The organism is Paenibacillus sp. 01T442 (assembly GCF_056398345.1).
In genome coordinates, this window is record NZ_JBFTPF010000012.1 from 50,896 (window position 1) to 73,942 (window position 23,047).

General features: G+C 47.7%; 19 protein-coding genes. 3 read left to right on the forward strand and 16 right to left on the reverse strand.

The genetic code is table 11. The features are described 5' to 3' along the window. Window position 1: 1 nt before the first annotated feature. The 5 genes from AC1DLM_RS12625 to AC1DLM_RS12645 form a co-directional block, all read right to left on the reverse strand. Window positions 2-1,081 carry an ABC transporter permease gene (locus AC1DLM_RS12625; RefSeq protein ID WP_171638258.1) on the reverse strand — a complete coding sequence of 360 codons (1,080 nt, stop codon included), beginning with the start codon at window positions 1,079-1,081 and terminating at the stop codon, window positions 2-4. Next, a complete protein-coding gene (locus AC1DLM_RS12630; RefSeq protein ID WP_441989685.1) occupies window positions 1,074-2,615 on the reverse strand; it encodes an ABC transporter ATP-binding protein in 1,542 nt (513 codons plus the stop codon). Before AC1DLM_RS12630 ends, AC1DLM_RS12625 begins: the two co-directional genes overlap by 8 nt. Window positions 2,616-2,754: 139 nt before the next feature. Then, window positions 2,755-3,804: a BMP family lipoprotein gene (locus tag AC1DLM_RS12635; protein ID WP_441989686.1), complete on the reverse strand. Its 1,050-nt coding sequence runs from the start codon at window positions 3,802-3,804 to the stop codon at window positions 2,755-2,757. Window positions 3,805-4,103: 299 nt separating this feature from the next. Then, complete coding sequence (gene ilvA / locus AC1DLM_RS12640; RefSeq protein ID WP_477570120.1) at window positions 4,104-5,360, reverse strand: threonine ammonia-lyase IlvA; 1,257 nt, start codon at window positions 5,358-5,360, stop codon at window positions 4,104-4,106. Window positions 5,361-5,779: 419 nt separating this feature from the next. Next, on the reverse strand, window positions 5,780-7,282 hold the full coding sequence (locus tag AC1DLM_RS12645) for an MDR family MFS transporter (protein ID WP_441989688.1): 1,503 nt from the start codon (window positions 7,280-7,282) through the stop codon (window positions 5,780-5,782). 212 nt (window positions 7,283-7,494) lie between these two features. Between AC1DLM_RS12645 and AC1DLM_RS12650 the strand changes: the two genes are divergently transcribed. Further along, complete coding sequence (locus AC1DLM_RS12650) at window positions 7,495-8,106, forward strand: TetR/AcrR family transcriptional regulator (RefSeq protein ID WP_441989689.1); 612 nt, start codon at window positions 7,495-7,497, stop codon at window positions 8,104-8,106. A gap of 99 nt (window positions 8,107-8,205) precedes the next feature. Here the strand turns inward: AC1DLM_RS12650 and AC1DLM_RS12655 are convergent, their stop codons facing one another. Together AC1DLM_RS12655 and rluF are read right to left on the reverse strand one after the other, a co-directional pair. After that, window positions 8,206-10,578 carry a YcdB/YcdC domain-containing protein gene (locus AC1DLM_RS12655; protein ID WP_477570121.1) on the reverse strand — a complete coding sequence of 791 codons (2,373 nt, stop codon included), beginning with the start codon at window positions 10,576-10,578 and terminating at the stop codon, window positions 8,206-8,208. Window positions 10,579-10,801: 223 nt separating this feature from the next. Further along, window positions 10,802-11,515 (reverse strand): 23S rRNA pseudouridine(2604) synthase RluF, encoded by a 714-nt coding sequence (gene rluF / locus AC1DLM_RS12660; protein ID WP_441989691.1) that lies wholly within the window; start codon window positions 11,513-11,515, stop codon window positions 10,802-10,804. Between the two features lie 125 nt (window positions 11,516-11,640). On the opposite strand from rluF, the gene AC1DLM_RS12665 reads away from it, so the two are divergent. Then, complete coding sequence (locus AC1DLM_RS12665) at window positions 11,641-12,261, forward strand: NAD(P)-dependent oxidoreductase (protein WP_477570182.1); 621 nt, start codon at window positions 11,641-11,643, stop codon at window positions 12,259-12,261. A 367-nt stretch (window positions 12,262-12,628) separates the two neighbouring features. Here the strand turns inward: AC1DLM_RS12665 and AC1DLM_RS12670 are convergent, their stop codons facing one another. From AC1DLM_RS12670 to AC1DLM_RS12680, 3 genes are all read right to left on the reverse strand, one after another. Continuing rightward, a complete protein-coding gene (locus tag AC1DLM_RS12670; RefSeq protein WP_171638272.1) occupies window positions 12,629-12,940 on the reverse strand; it encodes a hypothetical protein in 312 nt (103 codons plus the stop codon). A gap of 102 nt (window positions 12,941-13,042) precedes the next feature. After that, a complete protein-coding gene (locus tag AC1DLM_RS12675; protein ID WP_441989692.1) occupies window positions 13,043-15,148 on the reverse strand; it encodes an ABC transporter ATP-binding protein in 2,106 nt (701 codons plus the stop codon). A gap of 61 nt (window positions 15,149-15,209) precedes the next feature. Further along, window positions 15,210-16,961: an ABC transporter ATP-binding protein gene (locus AC1DLM_RS12680; RefSeq protein ID WP_441989693.1), complete on the reverse strand. Its 1,752-nt coding sequence runs from the start codon at window positions 16,959-16,961 to the stop codon at window positions 15,210-15,212. Window positions 16,962-17,504: 543 nt separating this feature from the next. Here AC1DLM_RS12680 and AC1DLM_RS12685 point away from each other — a divergent pair. Then, window positions 17,505-17,678, forward strand: a complete 174-nt coding sequence (locus AC1DLM_RS12685; protein ID WP_477570122.1) for a hypothetical protein — start codon at window positions 17,505-17,507, stop codon at window positions 17,676-17,678. Between the two features lie 316 nt (window positions 17,679-17,994). On the opposite strand, the gene AC1DLM_RS12690 is transcribed toward AC1DLM_RS12685, so the two are convergent. From AC1DLM_RS12690 to AC1DLM_RS12715, 6 genes are all read right to left on the reverse strand, one after another. Then, entirely contained in the window at window positions 17,995-19,014 is a 1,020-nt protein-coding gene (locus AC1DLM_RS12690) for a HAMP domain-containing sensor histidine kinase (RefSeq protein ID WP_477570123.1), read from the reverse strand. Continuing rightward, a complete protein-coding gene (locus AC1DLM_RS12695; RefSeq protein ID WP_477570124.1) occupies window positions 18,999-20,189 on the reverse strand; it encodes a hypothetical protein in 1,191 nt (396 codons plus the stop codon). The genes AC1DLM_RS12690 and AC1DLM_RS12695 overlap by 16 nt, the downstream gene beginning before the upstream one ends. Then, window positions 20,167-20,868 carry a response regulator transcription factor gene (locus AC1DLM_RS12700; RefSeq protein ID WP_477570125.1) on the reverse strand — a complete coding sequence of 234 codons (702 nt, stop codon included), beginning with the start codon at window positions 20,866-20,868 and terminating at the stop codon, window positions 20,167-20,169. The genes AC1DLM_RS12695 and AC1DLM_RS12700 overlap by 23 nt, the downstream gene beginning before the upstream one ends. Window positions 20,869-21,147: 279 nt before the next feature. After that, the gene (locus tag AC1DLM_RS12705) at window positions 21,148-21,402 is read right to left on the reverse strand and encodes a hypothetical protein (RefSeq protein ID WP_477570126.1); all 255 of its coding nucleotides are present in this window, start codon (window positions 21,400-21,402) and stop codon (window positions 21,148-21,150) included. A gap of 103 nt (window positions 21,403-21,505) precedes the next feature. After that, window positions 21,506-22,087 (reverse strand): DUF2231 domain-containing protein, encoded by a 582-nt coding sequence (locus AC1DLM_RS12710; protein ID WP_477570127.1) that lies wholly within the window; start codon window positions 22,085-22,087, stop codon window positions 21,506-21,508. Between the two features lie 119 nt (window positions 22,088-22,206). Then, window positions 22,207-23,046, reverse strand: coding sequence for a M56 family metallopeptidase (locus AC1DLM_RS12715; RefSeq protein WP_477570128.1), 840 nt, complete (start codon window positions 23,044-23,046; stop codon window positions 22,207-22,209). Window position 23,047 lies beyond the last annotated feature (1 nt).

Genomic DNA, 23,047 nt, shown 5'->3' on the forward strand with positions numbered 1-23,047 from the left:
ATTACGAAGCCCTCTCTTTCTTGCGTTTGCCGTAGAACGGGATCAATACCCATTTGACAATACCTTGGGTAGCGACGAAGAAAATCACCGATCCGATGACAATACGGATAATTTCTGGTGGTACATCTGCACCAAAGCTCATCCCCGCAGAACCATAAGATAAGCCGCCGAAAAGGACAGCGCCCAGCACAACGCCTATCGGATTGTTGGCCCCGAGCAAGGATACCGCGATACCATCAAACCCATACCCTGGTGTGCCTGCAGCAACGACCTGATAATGGAAGACACCAAGAACCTCGAATACACCAGCAAGTCCAGCAAACACACCGGAGATGAACATTGCCTTGATGATGTTCTTATTCACGTTCATGCCCGCATATTTAGCGGCATCGATATTATGCCCTACGGCACGCAGTTCGTAGCCTTGCTTCGTTTTCCAAAGAATCAAGTAGAAGACGACTGCTGCCAGAATGGCAATCAAGGTCCCCCAGTGGAGCCTCGCATGGTTCATCGCTTCTGACAACCAGCCGATACTGAGTGAGGCCGAGTCTTGAATCATATACGAACGTTGCTGCTTCGGCTCAAGTAAGAACGTGTTCACGATATAGTTGGACAGGAATAAGGAGATCCAGTTCAACATGATCGTGGTAATCACTTCGTTAACTCCACGCTTCGCCTTCAAATAACCGGCAATAGCCCCCCAAAGACCACCAACCAACGCACCGACAATAACCGCAAGGGGAGCATGAATGATCCATGGCAGACCATGGATTTTGACACCAATAAAAGTAGCCCCCGTCATCCCCATCACGAACTGCCCTTCCGCACCAATGTTGAACAACCCAGTACGGAAAGCGAAGGCAACAGATAATCCGGTTAAAATAAGTGGCGTAATCGCCCGAATCGACTCCCCGATATCGTACGGACTGCCCAAAATCCGAGAGAACAATGATCCATACGCAGCAATAGGATTGTAACCGCCAGCCAGCATGACAAGCGCTCCGAATAGCAGCCCCAGCACAATCGCCACAAGGGGATTGACCGCTGATTCACTTGTAAAAACGCGAACAATTTTATTCATGAAGGGCTCCTTTCTCCGTGCGCTTACTGCCAGCCATCAGCAGACCAATCTCCTGATCGTTCGTATCCTGCGGCATCACTTCGCCCACAATCTGTCCTTCGTAGATAACAGCAATCCGATCGGAAACATTCATAATTTCATCCAATTCAAAAGAAATCAACAGAACGGCTTTCCCTTTGTTCCGCTGCTCAATCAGCATCCGATGAACGAATTCAATCGCACCAACATCCAAACCACGCGTCGGCTGTGCCGCAATCAACAGATTGGGATTCTTATATATTTCCCTTGCAATAATCGCCTTTTGCTGATTACCGCCAGACAAGGAGCGTGCCTTGTTGTAAATACTTGGTGTACGCACGTCGAACTGCTTAATCAACGCCTCCGCATGCTTATCAATCGCGTCATAGTTCAAGAAGCCGCCTTTGTTATACGCAGGGTGGAAATACGTTTCGAGCACCATATTTTCACTCATTGTAAAATCAAGCACAAGCCCGTGTTTATGCCGATCCTCAGGGATATGCGACAGCCCTGCCTCCGAAATCTCACGCGGTGTCTGATTCGTTATGTCACTGCCCATGAGCAGCACTTTACCCTCATCCACTGTACGCAAGCCCGTCAATGCTTCGATCAGTTCACTTTGACCGTTGCCATCTACACCCGCGATACCTAGAATTTCGCCAGCTTTCACTTCAAAATTAAGCCCTTTAAGCGAAGCTAATCCTTGTTGATTACGCACCATTAAATCTTGCACTTGGAGAACAGGTTCACCAAGCTTTACTGCTTCTTTAGTAACTTTAAAGGAGACATCACGTCCGACCATCTTCTCGGCCAGAATTTGCGGATTCGCTTGGGCGCATGCCAAGGAATCAATCACTTTACCACGACGAATAATCGTCACTGTATCGGCAATCTCCATAATTTCTTTCAGCTTATGTGTAATGAGAATAATGGACTTGCCCTCTTTCACAAGGTTACGCATAATGACCATCAATTCACTAATTTCTTGCGGCGTTAGTACAGCTGTAGGCTCATCAAAAATTAAAATATCGGCGCCGCGATACAGCGTTTTCAATATTTCGACACGTTGCTGCATACCGACTGAAATATCTTCGATTTTGGCTTTTGGATCCACACGTAAACCATATTGCTCAGATAGCTTGCGCACTTTATCTTGTGCTGTTCGAATATCCACATTCATACCACGTTTGGGTTCCATCCCCAAAATGATATTTTCAGTTACTGTAAATGGTTGTACCAACTTGAAATGTTGATGCACCATCCCGATGCCGAGCTCAATCGCTCGATTCGGACTGTCGATAAAAACCTCATTGCCTTGTACATGAATACTACCTTCGTCCGGCTGATATAAACCGAACACAATGTTCATCAGTGTTGATTTTCCTGCACCATTCTCGCCAAGCAAGGCATGAATTTCGCCTTTTTGCAGCTTCAGGCTAATGGCATCATTAGCAACTATGCCTGGAAATCGTTTCGTAATGTTCCGAAGTTCAACAACTGGGACTGCTTCACTCATAAGATCACCCTAATGATCAATTTTTTATTATTTGTTTCCCATTTTCCATTAAAACTAAAGAACAAGGCTAGTTAGTATAACTAGCCTTGTTTGTACAGAAGCAAACCTATCGTTCTTACCAGTAACGTCGGATCGACGCTTATGGTTTTTCAGGAACTTTGATTTCGCCGCTAATAATTTTGGCTTTGTACTCGTCAACTTTTTTCAAGATGTCAGCAGAAACGTTTTTCTTGGATGTTTCAGGAAGGCCTACACCATCGTCCTTCAGACCCAACGTAACAACTTTGCCACCTTGGAATTTACCTGAAATCACATCTTTGGATACACGAAGCACCGCAGAGTCAACACGTTTCAACATGGACGTTAGTGTAACTTCGTCGCCAAACTCAAGGGATTGGTCTTTATCTACACCGATAACCCATACTTTTTTACCGTTTTTCGCGCGATCTTTCGCTTCGTTGAATACACCGTTACCCGTGGATCCAGCTGCGTGGAAAATGATATCAGCGCCATCGTTATAGATCGTTGCTGCTGCTGCTTTACCAAGATCAGGCTTGTCGAAAGCACCTGTGTAGTTGATTTGAATCTTAGCATCTGGTTTTACCGCTTTAACGCCAGCTACGAAACCAGCTTCGAAACGTTTGATAACCGGAATGTCGATCCCACCAACGAAACCGATTTTATTCGTTTTTGTTGTAAGACCTGCTACCACACCAACAAGGTAGGAACCTTCTTGCTCGGAGAAAGTAACGGACTCTACGTTTGGAGCTTCTACTACGTTATCAATGATCGCAAGTTTTGCGTTCGGGTTTTGAGTTGCTACCGTTTTAACTGCGTCACCCATCAAGAAACCAATACCCCAAGTCAGGTTGTAGCCATCTTTAACGAATTGATTCAAGTTAGGCGTGTAGTCTGCATCGCTTTTACTTTCAAGGTTTTTCACGTTAGCGCTTGTTTGTTTCTTCAGTAGTGTCAAGCCTTCCCAAGCGCTTTGGTTAAAGGATTTGTCGTTAACCCCACCGATATCTGTAACCATGCCGATTTTGAAGTCCTTGCCTGTGTTGTCGCTAGCTACTGCACTTGCTGCTGGTGATGCGGATGAACCTGTCTCTTCTTTTTTGGCACAACCGGAAATCACTAATGCAGAAACCGTTACAGTCATCAGAACTGTAGAAAAAATCTTCTTCATCGATTTTACCCCCATCGTATCATCATTTAATTGAAACTATGAAGCCCACACTGTAGGTTGACCAAATTCAGTTAAATTATGTAAGTTGACTTCAAATTAAGTGTATCATTTTGATTCCAAACAGAGAAGCAAATCTATCAACGATTCACGTAATTCGTCATGTCACACAAGTTAACATGTCCATTTTGTTTTTGCCGACAATATAGGTTCTAAGCCCCGATTATTGATTATACAACCAGCGGTTAATAAAATCTAGATTGCTCCATGTTAATTTTATGACACTCACGTGTTATCAAATCCTAGATTAGCAAATTAAATAGTTTTGGATCTTTATTGATCTCAATATAGCCGTAATCCTTACGAGAAAGGCGCTCGATAAGCCCTGCGTAATCGTCTTTATTCTTAAGCTCGATCCCTACCAGCGCGGGTGCATCGTCACGATTATTCTTCTTCGTATACTCAAAACGCGTGATGTCATCGGAAGGCCCTAGCACTTCCTCCAAAAATTCACGCAAAGCTCCTGCTCGTTGGGGGAAATTCAAGACGAAGTAGTGCTTCAAGCCTTCATAGACAAGGGATCTCTCCTTGATTTGCTGCATCCGGTCGATGTCATTGTTTCCACCGCTAATGATACAGACAACGTTCTTTCCGCGAATTTGTTCGCGGTATGCATCCAGCGCTGCCACTGGAAGCGCCCCTGCAGGCTCAATAACAATTGCGTTGCTATTGTAGAGCTCCAGAATGGTTGTACACTCTTTGCCGGAAGGAATGATGACGATATCCTCTAGCTTCTCTTTGCAAATGTCAAACGTCATCTCACCCACTTGCGCTACGGCTGCACCGTCAACAAACTTCTCAATGGAAGGCAGTTTGACGACCGCGCCTTGTTTCAGTGCTTCCGTCATGCTTGCCGCGCCTTCGGGTTCTGCGCCAATAATGCGCGTCCGTGGTGAAACACTTGCCACATAGGTCGCAACTCCGGCAGCTAGTCCACCTCCACCAATCGTTGCAAAGATGAAATCCGGTGTTTCCGGCATCTGATTCATGATCTCCAGACCTACCGTCCCTTGCCCCGCAATCGTGCGCACATCATCGAACGGGTGAATGAAGACTTTATTCTCCTTCAGGCAGTACGCCTTGGCTTGGGTCGAAGAATCGTCAAAGGAATCGCCAACGAGGATGACTTCCACGAATGAGCCTCCGAACAGCTTCACTTGCGAAATCTTCTGACGCGGTGTCGTAGTCGGCATGAAGATCTTGCCCTCGATGCCTAGCTGCTTACAGGAATAAGCTACACCTTGTGCATGGTTGCCTGCACTTGCACACACAACCCCCGCTGCGCGTTCCTCTTCCGTTAAGCTCTGAATCACATTGTAAGCTCCACGAATTTTGAACGAACGCACGATTTGCATATCTTCACGTTTAAGATAAACGTTACATTCATACTGGCTAGAGAGCAGCTCATTGCGTTGCAGCGGCGATGGTTCAATCACCTTGCTGAGCACATGATTGGCTCTAATAATATCTTCCAAACCCACTTTACCAGATACAACCATCTTCTCGAACACCCTTTCTTTGTTGAAGCTTCTTTTAAGTTTTAACATCAATTGTAACATATGTGGTGCGTTCTGTACGCAAATATAGAGGAGAGTATTTTTCTCTATCTGTAAGCATGTTTTTCATCACTATGGAAGACACGTTTTCGCGTTTCTGTGGCTTTAGTGATGTATTTCATCACTAACTTGGGAGATTCACCCAGATTCAACGCAGTTCCTCAGCTTTAGTGATGTTTTTCATCACTATCTCGGGAGATTCACTCTAAATCAACGCGGTTCCTCAGCTTTAGTGATGTTTTTCATCACTAAAGCGCTTATATTTGATTCACCGTACAGCCGCCTCGTTGTAACAGACAAAAGCCGCCCCCCTAGTCAATTGACCTTGAGGAGCGGCTCCTATATACGTCCAAACTTACGGATTAATGACCAATCATCATCGGAATTTCAGCCGTATTCTCTGAATCGCCTTCAATTTTCTTAGGTTTCTGCAGCATCAAACCAAGCAGCCCACCAACAACAGCGATACCCAGCAAAATGAGGAACGTATGTCCGAATGCAGAAGCATATAAGCCTACATCTGGCTTTTGTGCGCCTGACTCAACCATCAAATCCTTAAATTTCGTACTGAAAATCGTCATCAAGATCGCAATCGCGAAAGACATCATAACTTGCTGCGCCGCGTTCGTCAAAGACGTTACACGACCAACCAAATTCTGTGGTGCCGATTGAATCAAGTGATTGTTCAGCGGCATCATGAATAGTCCCATACCCGCTCCCAGAAGCGTAAGCGGCAGCATAACCGTACCCACTCCGGAATCACCGGAAATATTGGAAAGCAAGAATGCCGAAATCGTTGTTAGTACCATTCCCGCTACAACGAGCGGACGAGAACCGAAACGGTCGGACAGCTTACCCCCGATTGGCATGAACAATCCGGAAGCCAAAGCTTGAGGAAGCATGATCAATCCTGTTTTCAATGGGCTGTAACCATGTGCTTGTTGTAAGAATAGAGGGACAAGGAACATCGTACCGAACATGGCAATTTGTGAAATCCATTGAACGATAATCCCTTTCGTGAAGTTCCCTGAACGGAATACGCGAAGCTCCAAAAGTGGATTCTTCTGTTTCAATTCAACAATTATGAATAGGATAAGTGAAATGACACCAACGCCAGAACCGATCAGCGTATCTGCATCTGTCCATGTGGATTTCCCCGTAATTGGATCAATACCACCGTTGGAAACACCATAAACAAGTGCCGCGAAAGCTAAAGGCCCTAACAACATACCCAACAAATCTAGAGAAGCAACGCTTTGACGCTGCATATTTGGCAATGTACGAATACCTAAAATAATACCAATGACACCAATAGGCAAATTGATAAGGAAAATCCACTGCCAGCTGTGATACTCAACTAACCAACCTGCAATAACAGGACCAAGAGCAGGACCCAGTAGAATCGGAATCCCCATCATCCCCATAACAGCCCCTACTTTACCTGGAGGAGATAGACGATAAATGAATGCCATTGCAATCGGCACCACAACACCGCCGCCTAGTCCTTGAATGATACGGTAAGCAATCAACATTTCAACCGAGTTCGCTAGCGCACATAGACCAGAGCCTATTGTGAAGAGACCTACGGAAATCAGGAAAATTTTCTTGGCACCGAAACGATCCGATAACCAACCTGCCAATGGAATAACCGCGGCTTGTGCTAAGGCATAACCAATGACCGTCCACTGAACGAGCGATAAGTTCAACAGATTGAATTCTTCTTGCAGCTTAGGAAGTGCAACGTTAACCGCTGTTCCGTCCAAAATAACCATGAAAATACCTACGACAATCGCGATCAGCGGCCCCAGAATGCTGCGCATTGAGAACGGGGCTTCTGTTTCTTTCGATGTTGCTTGTGAAGACATGTAATCCCTCCATCCGATTAATTTCTCTCTTTTTGTCTATCGTTGACCGTATATAGTATACCCTGTACAATACATAGTGGCAGACATACACGAACATCAATAACTTTCGTTGTAAACGGACAAATGTCCGCTTACATTCCTGATGCTAACAGAAATTTCGTTTCTTTGTCAATACGAACATAATAAATTCACATCTAAAGAGGTGGTTACAGATGTCCATTCGTCATGAACGCAAGGACGCCATGGAAAATCGCCAATTAATACTCCAAACCGCCAAACAACTCTTTCATGATTATGGCGTTCAATCGGTCAGCATGCATCAAATTGCCAAAACAGCGGGCATTGGACAAGCAACCCTCTATCGCAGATATGCGGATAAAGGAGACCTTTGTTTCGATGTTCTTCAACATTATGGGAAGCAATTTATTAATGACATTATGATGTATCTCGATAAACATAACCAAGCCGCACCCATTGATCGACTGACTGGCATTTTGGAGTTATGGATTGATGAAATTGAGGAAAAAGCCGAGCTAATCGTTGCCATGTCAACTAAGATTAATATCAACTGCGAGGATGGCCGCAGCAACTTCTTCCTCTCCCCTATTTACCATTTCATACGCGATAAATTGTCGGAGCTTATTCTCGAATCCCTTGGCCCTGGGCAAGAGCCACAAGCAGAGCCCGATTTTGCAGCCCACACGATCATTTGCTCGATGTCACCGATTGGCTATTTTCACATTAAAAACGAGAAAGCCTATACGAAAGAGCATATGAAGGCACATTACCGTCAGTTGTTCTACTTTCTTTTCAAAAGAGATTAGCTCTCTTGATACAAATGCCTAGACGGCTGAATAAAGACCTCTCAATACTGCATTGAGAGGTCTTTTGTCGTTTCACTTATGCGATTCACGTTAGAAAGATTAATAGTAGTATCGCGGCTTATCTTGCAATTTGGCTCTCGTTTGCAAGAAGCGATAGAACGCGCTTGCAGCCTGTGCTTTCGTCACTTCATTCTGTGGGGCAAAGTAGCCATCGCTGAGCGTCATAATTTTCAGCCCTAACACAATTGCAGCATCGCCAACGTTAGACACTTTCCCAGCATCCAAGAAATCCTTGTTAAATACGCCGTCAAATTTCGTTAGGCTGTGATAACCCAGCGCTTTCACGATCAATTGCGCCATTTCTTCACGATTCATCGCAGCTTCCGGATTGAACTCTTTCCCTACATCAAGCAGCCCGCGATCAACGGCATTTTCCACATAGGCAAAATATTTAGAGCCATTGCCCACATCCGCGAAAGAAGCAGCACGCTCAGCTCCGTAATAGATGCCGCCGTTGCCGCCATTCATGGCGATGACCAGCATTTTGACCAACTCACCGCGCTTAATTGTTTGGTCAGGGTTCACTTTGCCGTCCTTCACATCCAAAGCTTGATAATCAAGCATCAGTTGAAGTTCATTTTGTGCCCAGTGCTTATCAATATCACTTACAATCACTTTATCCAACGAGATAACCTCGCCAGTTTGCGCACTGCGCCATTGACCCGATTCGGCATCCAGAATAAAGTTATCGCGATTCACATTTTTAGGAACAAGGGAATACACAAGCTTCGCCTTTGGCTGCGCTTTGGCATCCGTCACCGCAGATGGAGGTATCTCCCCTGCCGCTACCATTACACGGTATTTCTCGATTGGCATAGCGCCTGTGTATCCGTTACTCTCCAATACGTAGCCAAGCTTCACGTCGAACTGTGCCAGCCACAGAGCCTTGGCCTTATCGATGGAAATAACCTCAGGCTTTTGAGCAGGATACGCGATATTATCACTTAGAGATACATAATAGTTCGAGATGGCTCCAGTTACACGGTCAATGCTTACCCGCACCTCTTCATTCCCCACAGCAACGCCGTCAATGACGCGTTTGTAGCTAATTTCCCATGTGCGCATTTGCTTCAGCATATCCTGAGAGTACTCTTTCTGAACATTCAGCACGAGTTGATCCGTAGAAGCAGGAAGCTGCGCTTTGACAAACTCCGTGCTTTTCGCAATCGCATCATCTAATGAAACTTTGCCTTCGATAGGCTTATCATTCTCACTGCTATATGGAACATAATAGTTAAAATTAGTAATAACGCCAGTTTTACTGTTCACGGAAGCCCAAACGTTATTTCCTGCACCAATTTTTCCAGTAGCCGCTGTATCCGACGTTGCCTTGGCCCAGCTCATGTTCCAGCTCGATAAGGTCTCACCCGTCTCAGCATTCTTCGATTCATTGTAGGAAGCTTCTTGCAGCTTGTACTCAGCGGATAGGTTAAACGTCGTTGCCACTTTCTTAACGGCTTCTTCCTTCGTCAAATTCAAGGTAGCTGGCGGTTTCGTTCCCAGTGGCTTATCTGTTAATGGCTTATTGTTACCATTCAAGCTAGGAAATGGTTGCCAAACCTCGCCTGTTGCCGCATCCAAAGCAACACTGTTCATGAAGTAGGAAATAATCGGTACTCTTTTCCCTTGCGTGTTATACGGGATTTGATATTGTAAGGCAAGCTCCATCTTCTCACGGAAAAGCTGATCTGCCTTCTCTTTCGAAATCGGTGTGCTCACCTTATCAAAAATCACCTTATCGTCCCAATTGTACCAATAGCTCGTAACCTGACCCTCACCATTGACGTTGACATTAAGTCCATTCCCGGAGAAAGGAACTCCMCCAACGGATCGATCATAGCGAATGTTATATTGATAATTGCCGTCAAGCGGGGTACGGAAAGATTTTTCTACCGAGTCATCGTACAGCAGTTCCTTTTGCTTCGATGGATTTACTTTGGCTACAAATGCTGCAGCCAGCTCCTTCGCAGCCTGGAAATCCACCTTAGGCGGATACGACGGTTTATGTTCAGGATCATTGTCATTCATATTGTAAGACGTGAGTGTTCCATCCAAACCATTGATGGCGATATTAGCTGAGCCATAGTAACGATCTTTCACTTTCTTCGAATAGCTAATGTTCCACGTTGGGATATTCTGTCCATTCTGGCCATAGAAAGCGTTTAAACTTATCGATTGGAGAATATAATCCGTAGGTAGTGTTATGTAAGCTTTGGCATACTCAAGCGCTTGTTCTTTTGTAATTTTGGCATCTTGCGCCGAGACGTCGGCTTGCCCTGGGTAGGCAGGGGATGACATCGCGGACGTAGCTGAACCAGATACACTTTCCGCCGCCCATGCCCCCATCGGGGCAACTGTCAGCAACAATGTCGAAGCGAGTACCATTGTGCCTGCTTGTTTCAATAATTTCAAAGTCATCTTCCTCCTCAAGTAGATCTCCATACGACATGTGGACCCACATGCTTGGACGCGTCCAACTGCCATATAGTACTTGACGGTGTGCTCTGGAAAAAGGTTGCAACTACGCAAGAAAAAAATACCAATATTTTTCTCTGATTCATTCTCGCACTTCATAGAAAAAGACCTGAGCATCCTACACGGAATGCTCAAGTCTATTCATGCGATTCATGTTCAGTTATGGATTCGTCTGCGACTTCTCCTGGCTAAGCATTTGCATCAAATCCTTTAATTCTCCTTGCGTCAAATCCCGCCACTTCCCAACTTTCAAAGAGCCCAAATGAATATGCATGATGCGCACACGCTGCAAACGCACTACACGATATCCGAACGCTTCGCACATCCTACGAATTTGCCGGTTCAGCCCCTGTGTGAGAATGATACGAAATACACGTTCGTTGACTTGAATGATTTCACAAGGCTTCGTCATCGTGCCCAGAATCCGCACCCCACTAGCCATTCCCCGCAAAAACATCTGCGTAATCGGCCGATTCACCGTTACGATGTATTCTTTATCGTGATTGTTCTCTGCACGAAGAATCTGGTTAACAATATCCCCGTTATTCGTCAGTAGGATAAGACCTTCTGAGTCTTTGTCCAATCTGCCAATTGGGAAAATCCGCTCCGAGTGCCCCACGAAATCCACGATATTCCCACGAATATGCGCCTCCGTTGTCGAGGTAATACCCACAGGCTTGTTAAGCGCGATGTAGACGTGCTCTTTTTTCTCTCCAATTGCCCGCCCATCGACCTTCACTTCATCACCAGGACCTACAACGCTGCCGAGCCCCGCAATCTCACCATTGATCGTCACACGCCTAGCTTCGACCCATTTGTCCGCCTCACGTCTGGAGCACACGCCGGTTTCACTTATAAACTTATTAATTCTCATGCCCCTGAAATTCCCTTCTAATTCCGTATTCACTTGGATTCAATACCTTCTATTATGATGGATTCGAAGCGACGGTTCAAGTTTGTTATACTAGGAGAACAGATGACATACGAAGGAGTACGATGATGCACTTTCTACTATTAGGAGCAACTGGCCGTGTGGGTCAGCGCGTTCTAGCTCAAGCCCTGCAGGATGGTCATGAGGTAACGGCAATCGTGCGGAGTATGGATAAAATATCACTGCATTCCGATCGGCTCACTTTGCTGCAAGGTAATGCTTGTTCCGCAGAGGATCTCGCAGGCGCCATGACAGGCGTAGACGTCGTCGTGAGCTGCCTTGGCACCGATGGCGGCACCGTGCTGACCGAGGCGACGCCGCTGCTCATCGCGGCGATGAAGGCTGCCGGCGTGAGCCGCGTGGTTACCGTCGGCACGGCCGGCATCTTGCAGAGCCGGGAGCATCCGGGTCTGCTGCGTTTTGAAGCGCCGGACACGCGGCGCTCGTCGACACGCGCGGCCGAGGAGCACCGCCAGGCGTGGGCGCTGCTCGCTGCGTCGGGCCTAGGTTGGACAGTCGTGTGTCCAACCTATTTGCCCGACGGCGAAGCGCAAGGTCAGTTCCGCGCGGAGCGCGATTTCTTGCCGGACGGCGGCACGTCCATTTCCGTGGGCGACACCGCGGCGTTCACCTACCGTGTCGCGGTGGAGGACGCGTATGTCGGCTGCCGCGTCGGGTTGGCGTATTAGCGGGGGAGCGAATAACGCCGAACCACACCTGTACGCCACCTCGTCTAACGGACACAGATGACGTTATTCAGTCATTTAACTGGATTCGCCTATTCTATCGGACAACACGGCCGTTATCCTCGTGTTTCGGGCGTTATATTGCCTCTCAAATAGTAAATAACGGCACTGATGTCCGTTACACTAGAAAACTGCTTGCTTTTTTCGAAATAGCGGCGCTGGTGTCCGTTAGAATTACACAGGCCGTGGGAGCGAGCTAAAGCGGAGACTGCCAAAGTCGCCTTCTCAACCATACAAATTAGCTATATTTCCTGTTAAAGAAAAAAAACGGATGCGCGCCAGTTCGGCGCCATCCGTTTTTTCACTACGTCTAATAGTTGTTTCTTCTCTTGGACAAGTCTCTCATATTCAAGCCCGACACGACGATGCCGCCAAAGCGGAATACATAACCGAGCAAAGGAATGAGACTTAAAAAGGCCAATGCGATGTTGATGATCGTTTTCAGCGTAGTCCCATTGCCCGTGAGGATGGCAAACACCAAATTCACGAACACCAATGGAATGACCCAAGCACATGACCATGCATACACGAATGGGATTAACCCAAGTAAATACCCTACTGCAATTGCTACTTCTGATAATAGCTGCAGCAGATTAAGCAGACGAACCGTATCTGAACGCATAAATTCTCCTCCACTTCCCATAAGCATCAATTTGTTTTATTGTAGCATATTGGAAAGTCAGCGTCGTTAGCCTTTTGTCGAGATTCGTCTACGACTCGCGACCTAGATCTTATGCCCAATCGACTCGCCGCTCTCCGCAGCAGCGGCAATTTCCGGATGTCCAGCTTGCAGCTGGTACATCTGGTAGTACCGCCCGAGGAGCCCCATGAGCTCCTCATGCGTGCCACGCTCGACGATCTCGCCGTGGTCGAGCACAAGAATCAAGTCGGCGCTGCGAATCGTCGACAGCCTATGAGCAATGATGAAGGTGGTCCGCCCCTTCGCAAGCACTTCGAGCGCGGCCTGAATGATGGCCTCGGTCTCCGTGTCGATGGAGGCCGTCGCCTCATCGAGGATCAAGATCGCCGGGTCGAACGCCAGCGCCCGGGCGAATGAAATCAGCTGCCGCTGCCCAGCAGACAGCGTGCTGCCCTTCTCGATGACAGGCTCATCGAGGCCGCGCGGCAGCGCCCCAAGCATCTCCGCTGCGCCAACTTCGCGCAGCGCCGCCTCCACCCGTTCCCGGGTGATGGACGGATCGTCCAAGGAGACATTGGACGCAATCGTCCCCGTGAACAGGAACGGATCCTGCAGCACGATGCCCATGTGCTGGCGAAGCTGCTGCTTCGACAGCTCGCGAATATCACGGCCATCGACCGTGATACGGCCTTCGCTGACCTCATAGAAGCGAAATAACAGATTCAAGATCGAGCTTTTACCCGATCCGGTATGCCCCACCAGTGCAACCGTCTGCCCTTGTTTGGCCTCGAAGGAGATGTCTTTCAACACATCCTCCCCTTCTTTGTAGGCGAAGCCAACATGCTCAAAGCTCACGTGGCCTTTGTAGCGGTCTGCTTTTTCAGCAACAACGTCGATTCCCTGTTCATCTAGCAGCTCGAACACGCGGTCAGCCGACACAAGCGCTCGCTCCAAATTCGGCAGCTGATTCACGATACCTACCATCGGATGGAACATCCGGTTGAGGTAATCGACGAAGGCATAAAGCACACCAACTGTAATCACCGCATTGAGCGAACTGCCGCCCACATACCAGATCAACCCGAAGAAGAACAGGTTCCGCACCACGTTCATCAAGTTATGAGAGGTTAAGGAATTCAAGCTGAGCAGTTTATTTTGATAGTGCGTGTACTCTTCATTCAAAACCTCAAATTCCTCAGTCGTTTCCTTTTGCCGACGAAAAGCTCGAATGATTGTCATCCCTTGAATCGCTTCATTGATCATCCCGTTGATGCTACTAATCCGTTCGCGAATTTCATGATTAATCGTCGACGCATACTTGCGGTACACGATAATCCACGCAATGAGCAGCGGAATGATCGGCAGCGTGAAGAGAGCCAGCCGAACGTCGAGAATGAAGATGGCCGCGATAATTCCTAGAATGTAGATGGTGCCTGTAAAAAAGTTCGCCAACACCTGCACATACAGATCTCGGACCGACTCCGTGTCGTTGGTGATGCGTGAAACGACTTTGCCTGCAGGTTGATTGTCAAAATAATTAATCGGCAATCGCTGAATTTGCGCGAACACATCTCTGCGCATGCGCTGAATGATGCGATTCGCTGCCGCTTGCAGCAAATATCTCTGCCCGTAGGTAAAGACGGCTCCCACGAAAATCAAGATCACATAGAACCCCGCCAGCTTCATTAACTCTGCAAATTGTGGTTGATAAAAGCTATACAGCTCCTGCACACTCAGCTTCCGAACGGCATACTCCGCCTGCTCCGTGCCTTGCGTAACCAGCAGCTTGCCATCATCCGTCAGCTTGCGGACGCCATCCCAGGGGAGCGCTTGATCCAGCCACACGAACTTGCTGCCTACTTGCAGGATACGGACCTCTTTGCCCTTCGGCTCACCCTCTGCGTAGTTGTCACCCCGCTTATAGAAGGTCTGCTCAAAAGCAACAGCCTTCTCACCCTTCTTTGCCGACTGTGTTTCGTACCACGGCTTCTCGATGCCGAGAATGTGGGTGTCGATCATATGCTTGGCAATGAAAGGTCCCGCCAGCTCAGTAGCGACAGCCAAAGATAAGAATAGCAGCGCGATGAGCAAGGTTTGCTTGAATTTGGCCGCATATTGGAACAACCGTTTTCCGGTTTGTTTCGTTGATGTTGTTTGTTTTGTTTGTTTCGTTTGTTGCGTTTGTGTCATCAGGAGTCTCACCTACTTTTCTTTTGTCTCATATCGTTGGGGGCTCGATGTGCCCCATCATCTATTCCATCCCAACCGTCTGCTCCTCGAGCTGTTGACGGTCATATTGCTCTTTATACCAGCCGCCGAGGGCCAGAAGCTGCTCGTGCGTGCCTTCTTCAATGATATAACCCTCATCGAGCACGACAATCCAATCGGCATGCTGCACGGCAGAGAGTCGGTGCGTGGTGATTAGGGTGGTTTTGCCTGCGCGTTCCGTGCGGATACCGCTGATGATCTCGGCCTCCGTCTTCGCATCGACCGCAGAGAGCGCGTCGTCGAGCAGGAGAATCTCCGGATCGACGTACAACGCCCGCGCGATGGAGACGCGCTGCTTCTGACCGCCGGATAAGGCGACGCCTTTTTCCCCGACGAGTGTCTGCAGACCTTCCGGCAGGAACTCGACGTCCTTGCGGAACGCAGCTAGATCAAGCGCGCGATGTAATTCTTCTTCGGTGCCTTGCCCCTTGCCGAACATAATGTTTTCGCGCACGCTTTTGGAGAATAGAATCGGCTCCTGCGGCACATATCCGATCCAACCATGCAGCGTATCGATCGCGATCTGTTCAATTGGCGTATCCGTGATCGTGATCGCGCCTTGACCGACAGGATACTCGCGAAGCAGCTGTTTCAGCAGGGTTGTTTTGCCACTGCCTGTTCGGCCGACAATACCGAGCGTCTGTCCGCGTTTTAAGCGAAACGTCATGCCAACTAAATTATCAATGGATGAGGACGGATAGCGGAACGTTACATTGTCAAAGGTGATTGAATCTGGTTGTAGCTGCGTCGCAGCTTTCTGAGCTTCTATGACATCCGGCTTGTAGCCAAGGGTCTCATTGACCCGATCTAGCGATGCATTCCCGCGCTGCATAATATTCATCAGCTCACCGATCGCAAACATCGGCCAGATCAACATACCCAGGAAGGTATTGAAGGACACTAGCTCTCCGAGCGTCAGCTCACTGTGGAACACGAGATAGCCTCCGTAACAAAGTCCGATCAGGTAGGAAATACCGACCAGAATTTTGACCGTTGGTTCAAAAAGAGCATCAATTACCGCTACGGCGATATTTTTACGATAAACGTCGTCCGTCATCGTCGCAAAATTGTGCTCGCTCGCCTTCTCCTGCACGAATGCTCGGATGACCCGAACGCCTGCGATGGTTTCCAGGACGCGGTCATTCATTTGACCGAAAGCATCCTGTGCGAGGATGAACCTTTCATGGATGCGGCCGCCAAAAATCGTAATCGCAACAGCCATAATCGGCAGTGGTAAAATCGAGGCAAGCGTCAGCTTCCAGCTAATGAAGAAACCCATCATGCTCAGAATCGTTAGCATAAACAGCGTCGAATCGACGAAGGTCAAAATCCCGAACCCGGCGGTAGTCGATACCGATTGCAAATCGTTCGTCGCTCTAGCCATCAGATCACCCGTGCGATTGCGCTCATAGAAGGTAGGCGTCATCCGCAGCAGCTGCCGCATGAATCGGGAGCGCAGCACACGTTCAAGGACGAAGGCTCCGCCGAACAGCTGGTACAACCAAATGTAAGACAGCCCATAACTCACGACGATGAGTGCGCCCCAAAAGGCGAGTAATTGCCCCAATTTGGCTCCCGTTAAGGTACCCATGTGTATGCCATCAATCGCGTAACCAATCAGCTTTGGCGGTAAAACATCAATGATGCCAACGATGATCAGCAGCCCAATCGCGAGGCTGTAGCGTTTCCAGTTCATTTTGAAAAACCAAGCTAATTTCTTTAATACAGTAAACATACGATCTTGTCACTCCTCTCAAATGGCGCATAGACACCCAAAGACGCAAAAAGACACACCGCGCGCAGCGATATGCCATCTATAGAAACAGAAAAGCGCTCGTTACGAACTTCGTAACCCGCGCTTCACAACTTAACGTATGGGAAGGGGTGCTAACAGCCGAACATGCGTATGCAGTCGCTCGGGCCAACCAGCGGGTTACCATCTATGAAATTAGGTTGGACGCGTGTCCGTTTATGATGTGTGTTAAGGACAATAACCATAATATCCATAGTGAAACCCCCTATTTCGTTTGATGAGCCCGGCACATTAAGTGCCTGTTAATTTTCCAAAAGCTGTCTATTCGAACCTTACAGGGTGATCTTACCATCCCTCTTCTGAACGTGTCAATCGGATAAAAAGATTAAAATGCAACTCTCCCAGCCCGACATTTCCGATGTCTATACTCGTGATGAGAAGGCTTTCAAATGTCACACATGTTTCAAATTCATCGGGCATATGGATAGATTAGGAGTTCATCGCGCCTCAAAGGAGTGAATGCACATGGTCGATCAAGTGTTTGCATTGATGGGATGGATTGTGGGATTCGGAACGATTACAGGCGGCGTTATTACAGCTACAGCAAGGTTTGTCTCGAAGGACTCAATAGCGTATGACATGATTTTTTTGTGGGACAACCGGTATACGTTGGAGGAGTTGGAGCTGGAGTTGAAATAAAAAGAGAGAGGGTATCCCTTAAGCCATGCATGTGGCGGGGGCCCTCTCTGTTTAGTTCGTAGGGTTGTGAAGCCTTCAAAAGTGCATAAGTGCAACCTTTTTTATTGAATTCATTTTTCCATCTAAAATGCTTGCAAAAGTGCAACTATTTCCGCCCGCCCTGCTCATTTGGATGCCTTTTGATCCTAAAGGATGCCTATTTGCACTTATTCACCTTGAATTAGACCTTTACCCCAAAAATAAGTGTATTTTCGCATCTTTGGCCATTTACGCTTACACGGGAGCTTGGGACCTGCGTCGTAGCCTTATTATTCAACTACGCTCCCGGTGCAGTCAGCAACTCCCGCTTCTCAAATTCGGCAATAACCTTGAATTGGTCGCCGTCAATGTCAATCGTGAGCGTGCCGCCCTGCAGCTCAACGATGCTCTTGGCAATGGCCAAGCCGAGGCCAGAGCCTTCTGTTCCGCGAGACTGGTCGCCGCGTTTGAAGCGTTCGAACAGCTCCTCTACGCCGTAATTGAGCTCGTGGAGCGAGATATTCTGAATGATGAGGATCACGCGCTCTATGTTTTCCGTCAACGTGACGTAAACCCGAGTTCCCGGCAAGGCATATTTCAAGGCGTTACCGATGAGATTCTCGAAGACGCGCCACGTTTTTTTGCCATCCAGCAGCGCATACATATGCGGGCTTTGCACGTTTACGCGAAAAGTCAGCGTGGACGCCTCGATTTTGTCGCTGAACTCCGCCAAGGCTTGTGTCAGTAGGGCGGAAACGTCGACTTTTTCCCAATGAAGCTCTGTAGCTCCGCTTGCCATCTTCGATGCCTCGAAAAGATCTTCGATCAGCACTTTAAGCCGCTGCGTTTTTCGATCAAGCACCTCGAGGTAGTGGGTGGATTGGTCAGCGGTCAACCCTTCCTTTTTAAGTAAATCCACATAATTGATAATGGAGGTTAACGGTGTTTTCAAATCATGGGAAACATTCGTAATCAGCTCTGTTTTGAGACGATCACTGACGCGTTGTTTCTCCAGCGAAAGCTGCAGGCCGTACTTCAAATTGTTAATGTTCATCGCCATGTGGGAGAGCTGTCCTTTGCCTTTGGCAGGAAGGGTCACATCGAAGTTGCCTTGCGACATTTGTTCCACGCCTTTGATAATGGCACGAAGCTGCTTAATCTTCCGCATCATATATGGCAGTACCACGAGTAGGAACAGGATGTACCAGACGAACGTAAAGACGATAACAGCCTCTTCTCCGCTAGAAGCTACTACACACACGGGCAAGAAGCCCATGATCGCAATGATCGCCATAAAGACGACTAGCTTGAACAGCAAGCCTCTTTGCTCCAGCGTATCTTCAGGGTTTGGCAGAATGACGCGGTTAAACTACTTCTCCATTCCATAGCGAGATTGTCCGGATGTTTCAGCAATGCGACTGCACCGCGAAAACCACTGTACACAATGACAAGTAAAGTTGTTGCGATGAGTACGATACTTATTTGATAAATACTGATATATGTCGGAGACCAGTAGTAAATTTCAGCATCGAAGAGGATACCGAACAGGGCAGCAGCCGCAATAAAAGTTGTCCAAGCCCGAACATCGATCGGCAGGCGTTCCCTTACCACCCTTTCGATATCGATTAGCGATATGGTATCTCCCCGATATTTTCTTGCCAAGTAGGTTAGCCCGATTGTGAGAACCAAGAGTGCTGCTAGCCAGAAAACCGTTGCTGTCGCTTGCTTTTTTACTGATTGGTAAGAGAGATAATCTGTCTGAATAATGCCCGTGCCTTGCGATGGGTTTAAGATAAAGTATGTAGCACTGACCTGGTCATAGTTCATGGCGTACAACATTCTGTTCGGTTCATCTAACTTGGGTACTGTTAGTGTATACATGAACGCCTGTTGATCTACCTTTTTTTGCAGCGCCTCAGATGAGATATTGCTATAGGTTTCACCGGTTTTCAAGTTTTTCACGACATAGTAGAGTGATTTAAGACGGTTATCCAAATTTGTCTTGGCGGACAAGAATTGCTTTTGCTTAGCCGTAATCGCAGCCTTCAGATTTTGTTGAAAAGTAGCTTCCTTCTCCTTATTCAACTCCGCCATTTTCGCGTCTCTTTCAGCTTCCAGCCGATCAACGTCTGCATTTGTTTCATGATTGCGAGCCGTGTCGATAYGCTGGCTGTACTTCTGCTCCAGATTTCTGACACGCTCCTCTACGGTTCGCTCCGCATCACTTTTCACGTTATAATAGTCATTATTGCCTAGCTGCTCTTCTGGTGTTTTCTCATTAAAATGCGGAGCCTCCAGATGGTACAACTGAATATTCTCGTAGATGGAATTCATTTCCCTCGCGAATGCCCCGCTTTTGAAATAAGCGTCCTCACCGAAGTACACACTGTTCTTATAGACATTCGTTGCTGCGAATAACGTCAATGTCCACATGATGAAAACACCGACCAGCAGCACCAGGGAGAGTGATCTACTTCTCCATTTTATAGCCAACACCCCACACCACCTTCAAATATTTAGGATCCTTCGGATTAATTTCGATTTTCTCGCGAATTCTGCGAACATGCACAGCCACGGTATTCTCCGCGTTAAAGGCGGGATCTTTCCACACCTTTTCATAAATATCGTCGATAGAAAAAACACGTCCCTTATTCACCATCAGCAGCTCCAAAATTTTGAATTCTGTTGGCGTCATACGTACTTTATCGCCATCGACTGTGACTTCCTTGGTGACTGGATTGAGCACGAGGCCGCGGACGCTTAACTCCTCGTTTGCCGTCTTTTCCGTTCCAAATGGCCCTAGCGTTGTGTAGCGTCTTAACTGCGACTTCACTCTGGCGATCAGCTCCAGTGGATTGAAAGGCTTCGTTAAATAATCGTCAGCGCCAACATTCAGGCCCATAATTTTGTCCATATCCTCTGTTTTGGCGGAAAGCATCAGGATGGGGACATTACAGCTCTCTCTAATCTTGAATGTCGCTTGAATCCCATCCATCTTCGGCATCATGATATCAAGGATGATCAAATGGAACTCCTTTTCCTCCAGCAAAAGCAGCGCTTCCAGACCGTTGTTCACTTTGCTGACTTCCATCCCTTCGCCCCTCAAATAAATCTCAATCGCTTCCTGAATGTCGATATCGTCATCGACGACCAGCACTTGGTATTTCGTCACGTCCACGCACCTTTTCATCATCTCACTTCAAGCCACCGTACTAGCCTAATGATAATAGACACTATTTACAAAATAGTTACCATAATTCTTAAGAAATTATGAAGACAGGGCTAACAAGCTATTCGTCTCTTTAGTGTAGCACGGAAGTACCATTTCATCATGAGGTCTGTTGTACAAGCAGAAAGCGAACGGAAACGCCAAAAAACCGCATCCACTGTAGTTGTAAACTACGGGATACGGCCTTCTTCATTTATTTCGATATCTTCATTGAAAATGTGTTTATTCCAAACTCGCAAGTCGTGCCTTATCTTCGTCCAAGGACTCCATAGCTTGCTGCACCGCGGGGCTGTCCGATTGGAGACTTGCCTGTGCTACAGCATTTTCCGCCTTGGAAATGGCATTTTGAGCCTCATCCGTCGTTTGCTCAGTTGGGTGAGATAGTGCATGATTTACGGCTTGGTGAACGTTGTCGACGGAATTTTGTGCGGATGAGATCGGATTTTGCGATTGTAAGCTTGAATCAACCTTTGTCATATGGTGATCGTTACCTCCTGAAGACGTTATGCAATACCTCTGCTAGGATGAGGTATAAGAGGTAATTTTATTCGTAGCTTCATCGCAGTTAATCTCCCTTTTATTATTTAGCTGGTACAGGTGACGTTTGAGCACCAGGTTGCTGCTGTCCTTGGCCTTGGCCACCTTGACGCTGGCCACCCTGCGTTTGGCCTTGGCCCCCTTGGCCATTCTGGCCGGGGCCTCCTTGTATGCCAGGAGCGCCTCCAGGTCCACCCTGCATACCAGGCCCGCCACCTGGGAAGCCTTGCATGTCGCGATGTACCATTTTGCCACCAAGATGACCTGTGTAGCTAACGAGCAGCACCGCGACAAGGGAAGCAACGAGAAAGATCGGGTTGCGGCCGAGCTCGAGCTTTTTCCAAACAAGCAAGCCTACACGTACTACGGCTAATACAATAGCAAGGATCATCGTTAGCCTAGCATAGAATTCATGTGAGCCAACGAGCGTATTCCGTGATTCTGGCCCTGTAAGAACGCTGGCAATCGCACCAATCGCACCAACGACAAGGCACAGCATACCCGCTGAGTGCCATTCCTTCTTTTTAAAAATAAGGGCCACAACATCAAAAACAAAGCTGAAAATTAATAGCGCAATGGGAACGTGAGTGAAAATAAAATGTAGATTTTTCATTATGTAGTCCATGCTATTCTCTCCTTTATGTATCCGAAAATAGTTTACACTACAAAGCGTAGTGTAAAAGGTTGAAATTGTCAATTCTTTTTCTGACAAGCCCATTATCAAGTAAAAAAAGGACTTACTGGTTAGATAAGCCCCATAACGACTATGAAGATAAGTGCAGAAATCGCCAACCGAATAAGTGGCCAGCGCAAGGAAACTTCCCTCTCGGGGTCCAAAATATGCTGAATACGCACATTCATCGACGTCTCCGCAAAGGAAGCATGTGAGAGTGGAAACCGCGGTTTCCCGGTTTGTTTGAGCAGCTTCAATAGCGCACTGCCTAGGTCTGTCGCTTGCTCCATCCGTTCGATGGCGTACTTGTCCGCGCGGATCTCGATCATCATCGGATATTTGTGGGCAATCCAAGCAAAAATAGGGATATACCGCATCGACTTCGAGATTAGCGCCAGCAGGAATATCGCCGCAGGATCCCGGTGCTGTACATGGCATTTCTCATGCTCAATCACCGCACGAAGCTCACCCGGCTCCAGCATGTCCATCAGTCCCGTTGAGACCAGTATACGCGGCTTCCATAACCCGATGGTCATGGCAAGTGGTGCTGGGTAGCGGACGATTTGGAGTTGCTGCTGCGCGAGAGCGAAGTTCGCAGCATACGCTTCGGAAAGAGCGACATCATGGTATTTCTTCACGAGCTTATTCGCCTTGACCACATCATAGCTGTGCTTGACCGTAAACCAGACCATTGTCCCCATCGTGTAGAGAATCAATAGATTGACTAAAGTCATAGGTACGTGCCCAGGTACATGCAGGTAGTGAAGGAGAATCATACACAAATCAAATAGATTCCGAGAGGGCCTCCAGTGGAACATGTGCCCTAGGAGGAAGGCCACCATTTGCCACAAGATCGTGCCTCCAACCACTAGTGCAGCCGCGTACAGCCATTTGAATCGCGATTCCTTCATC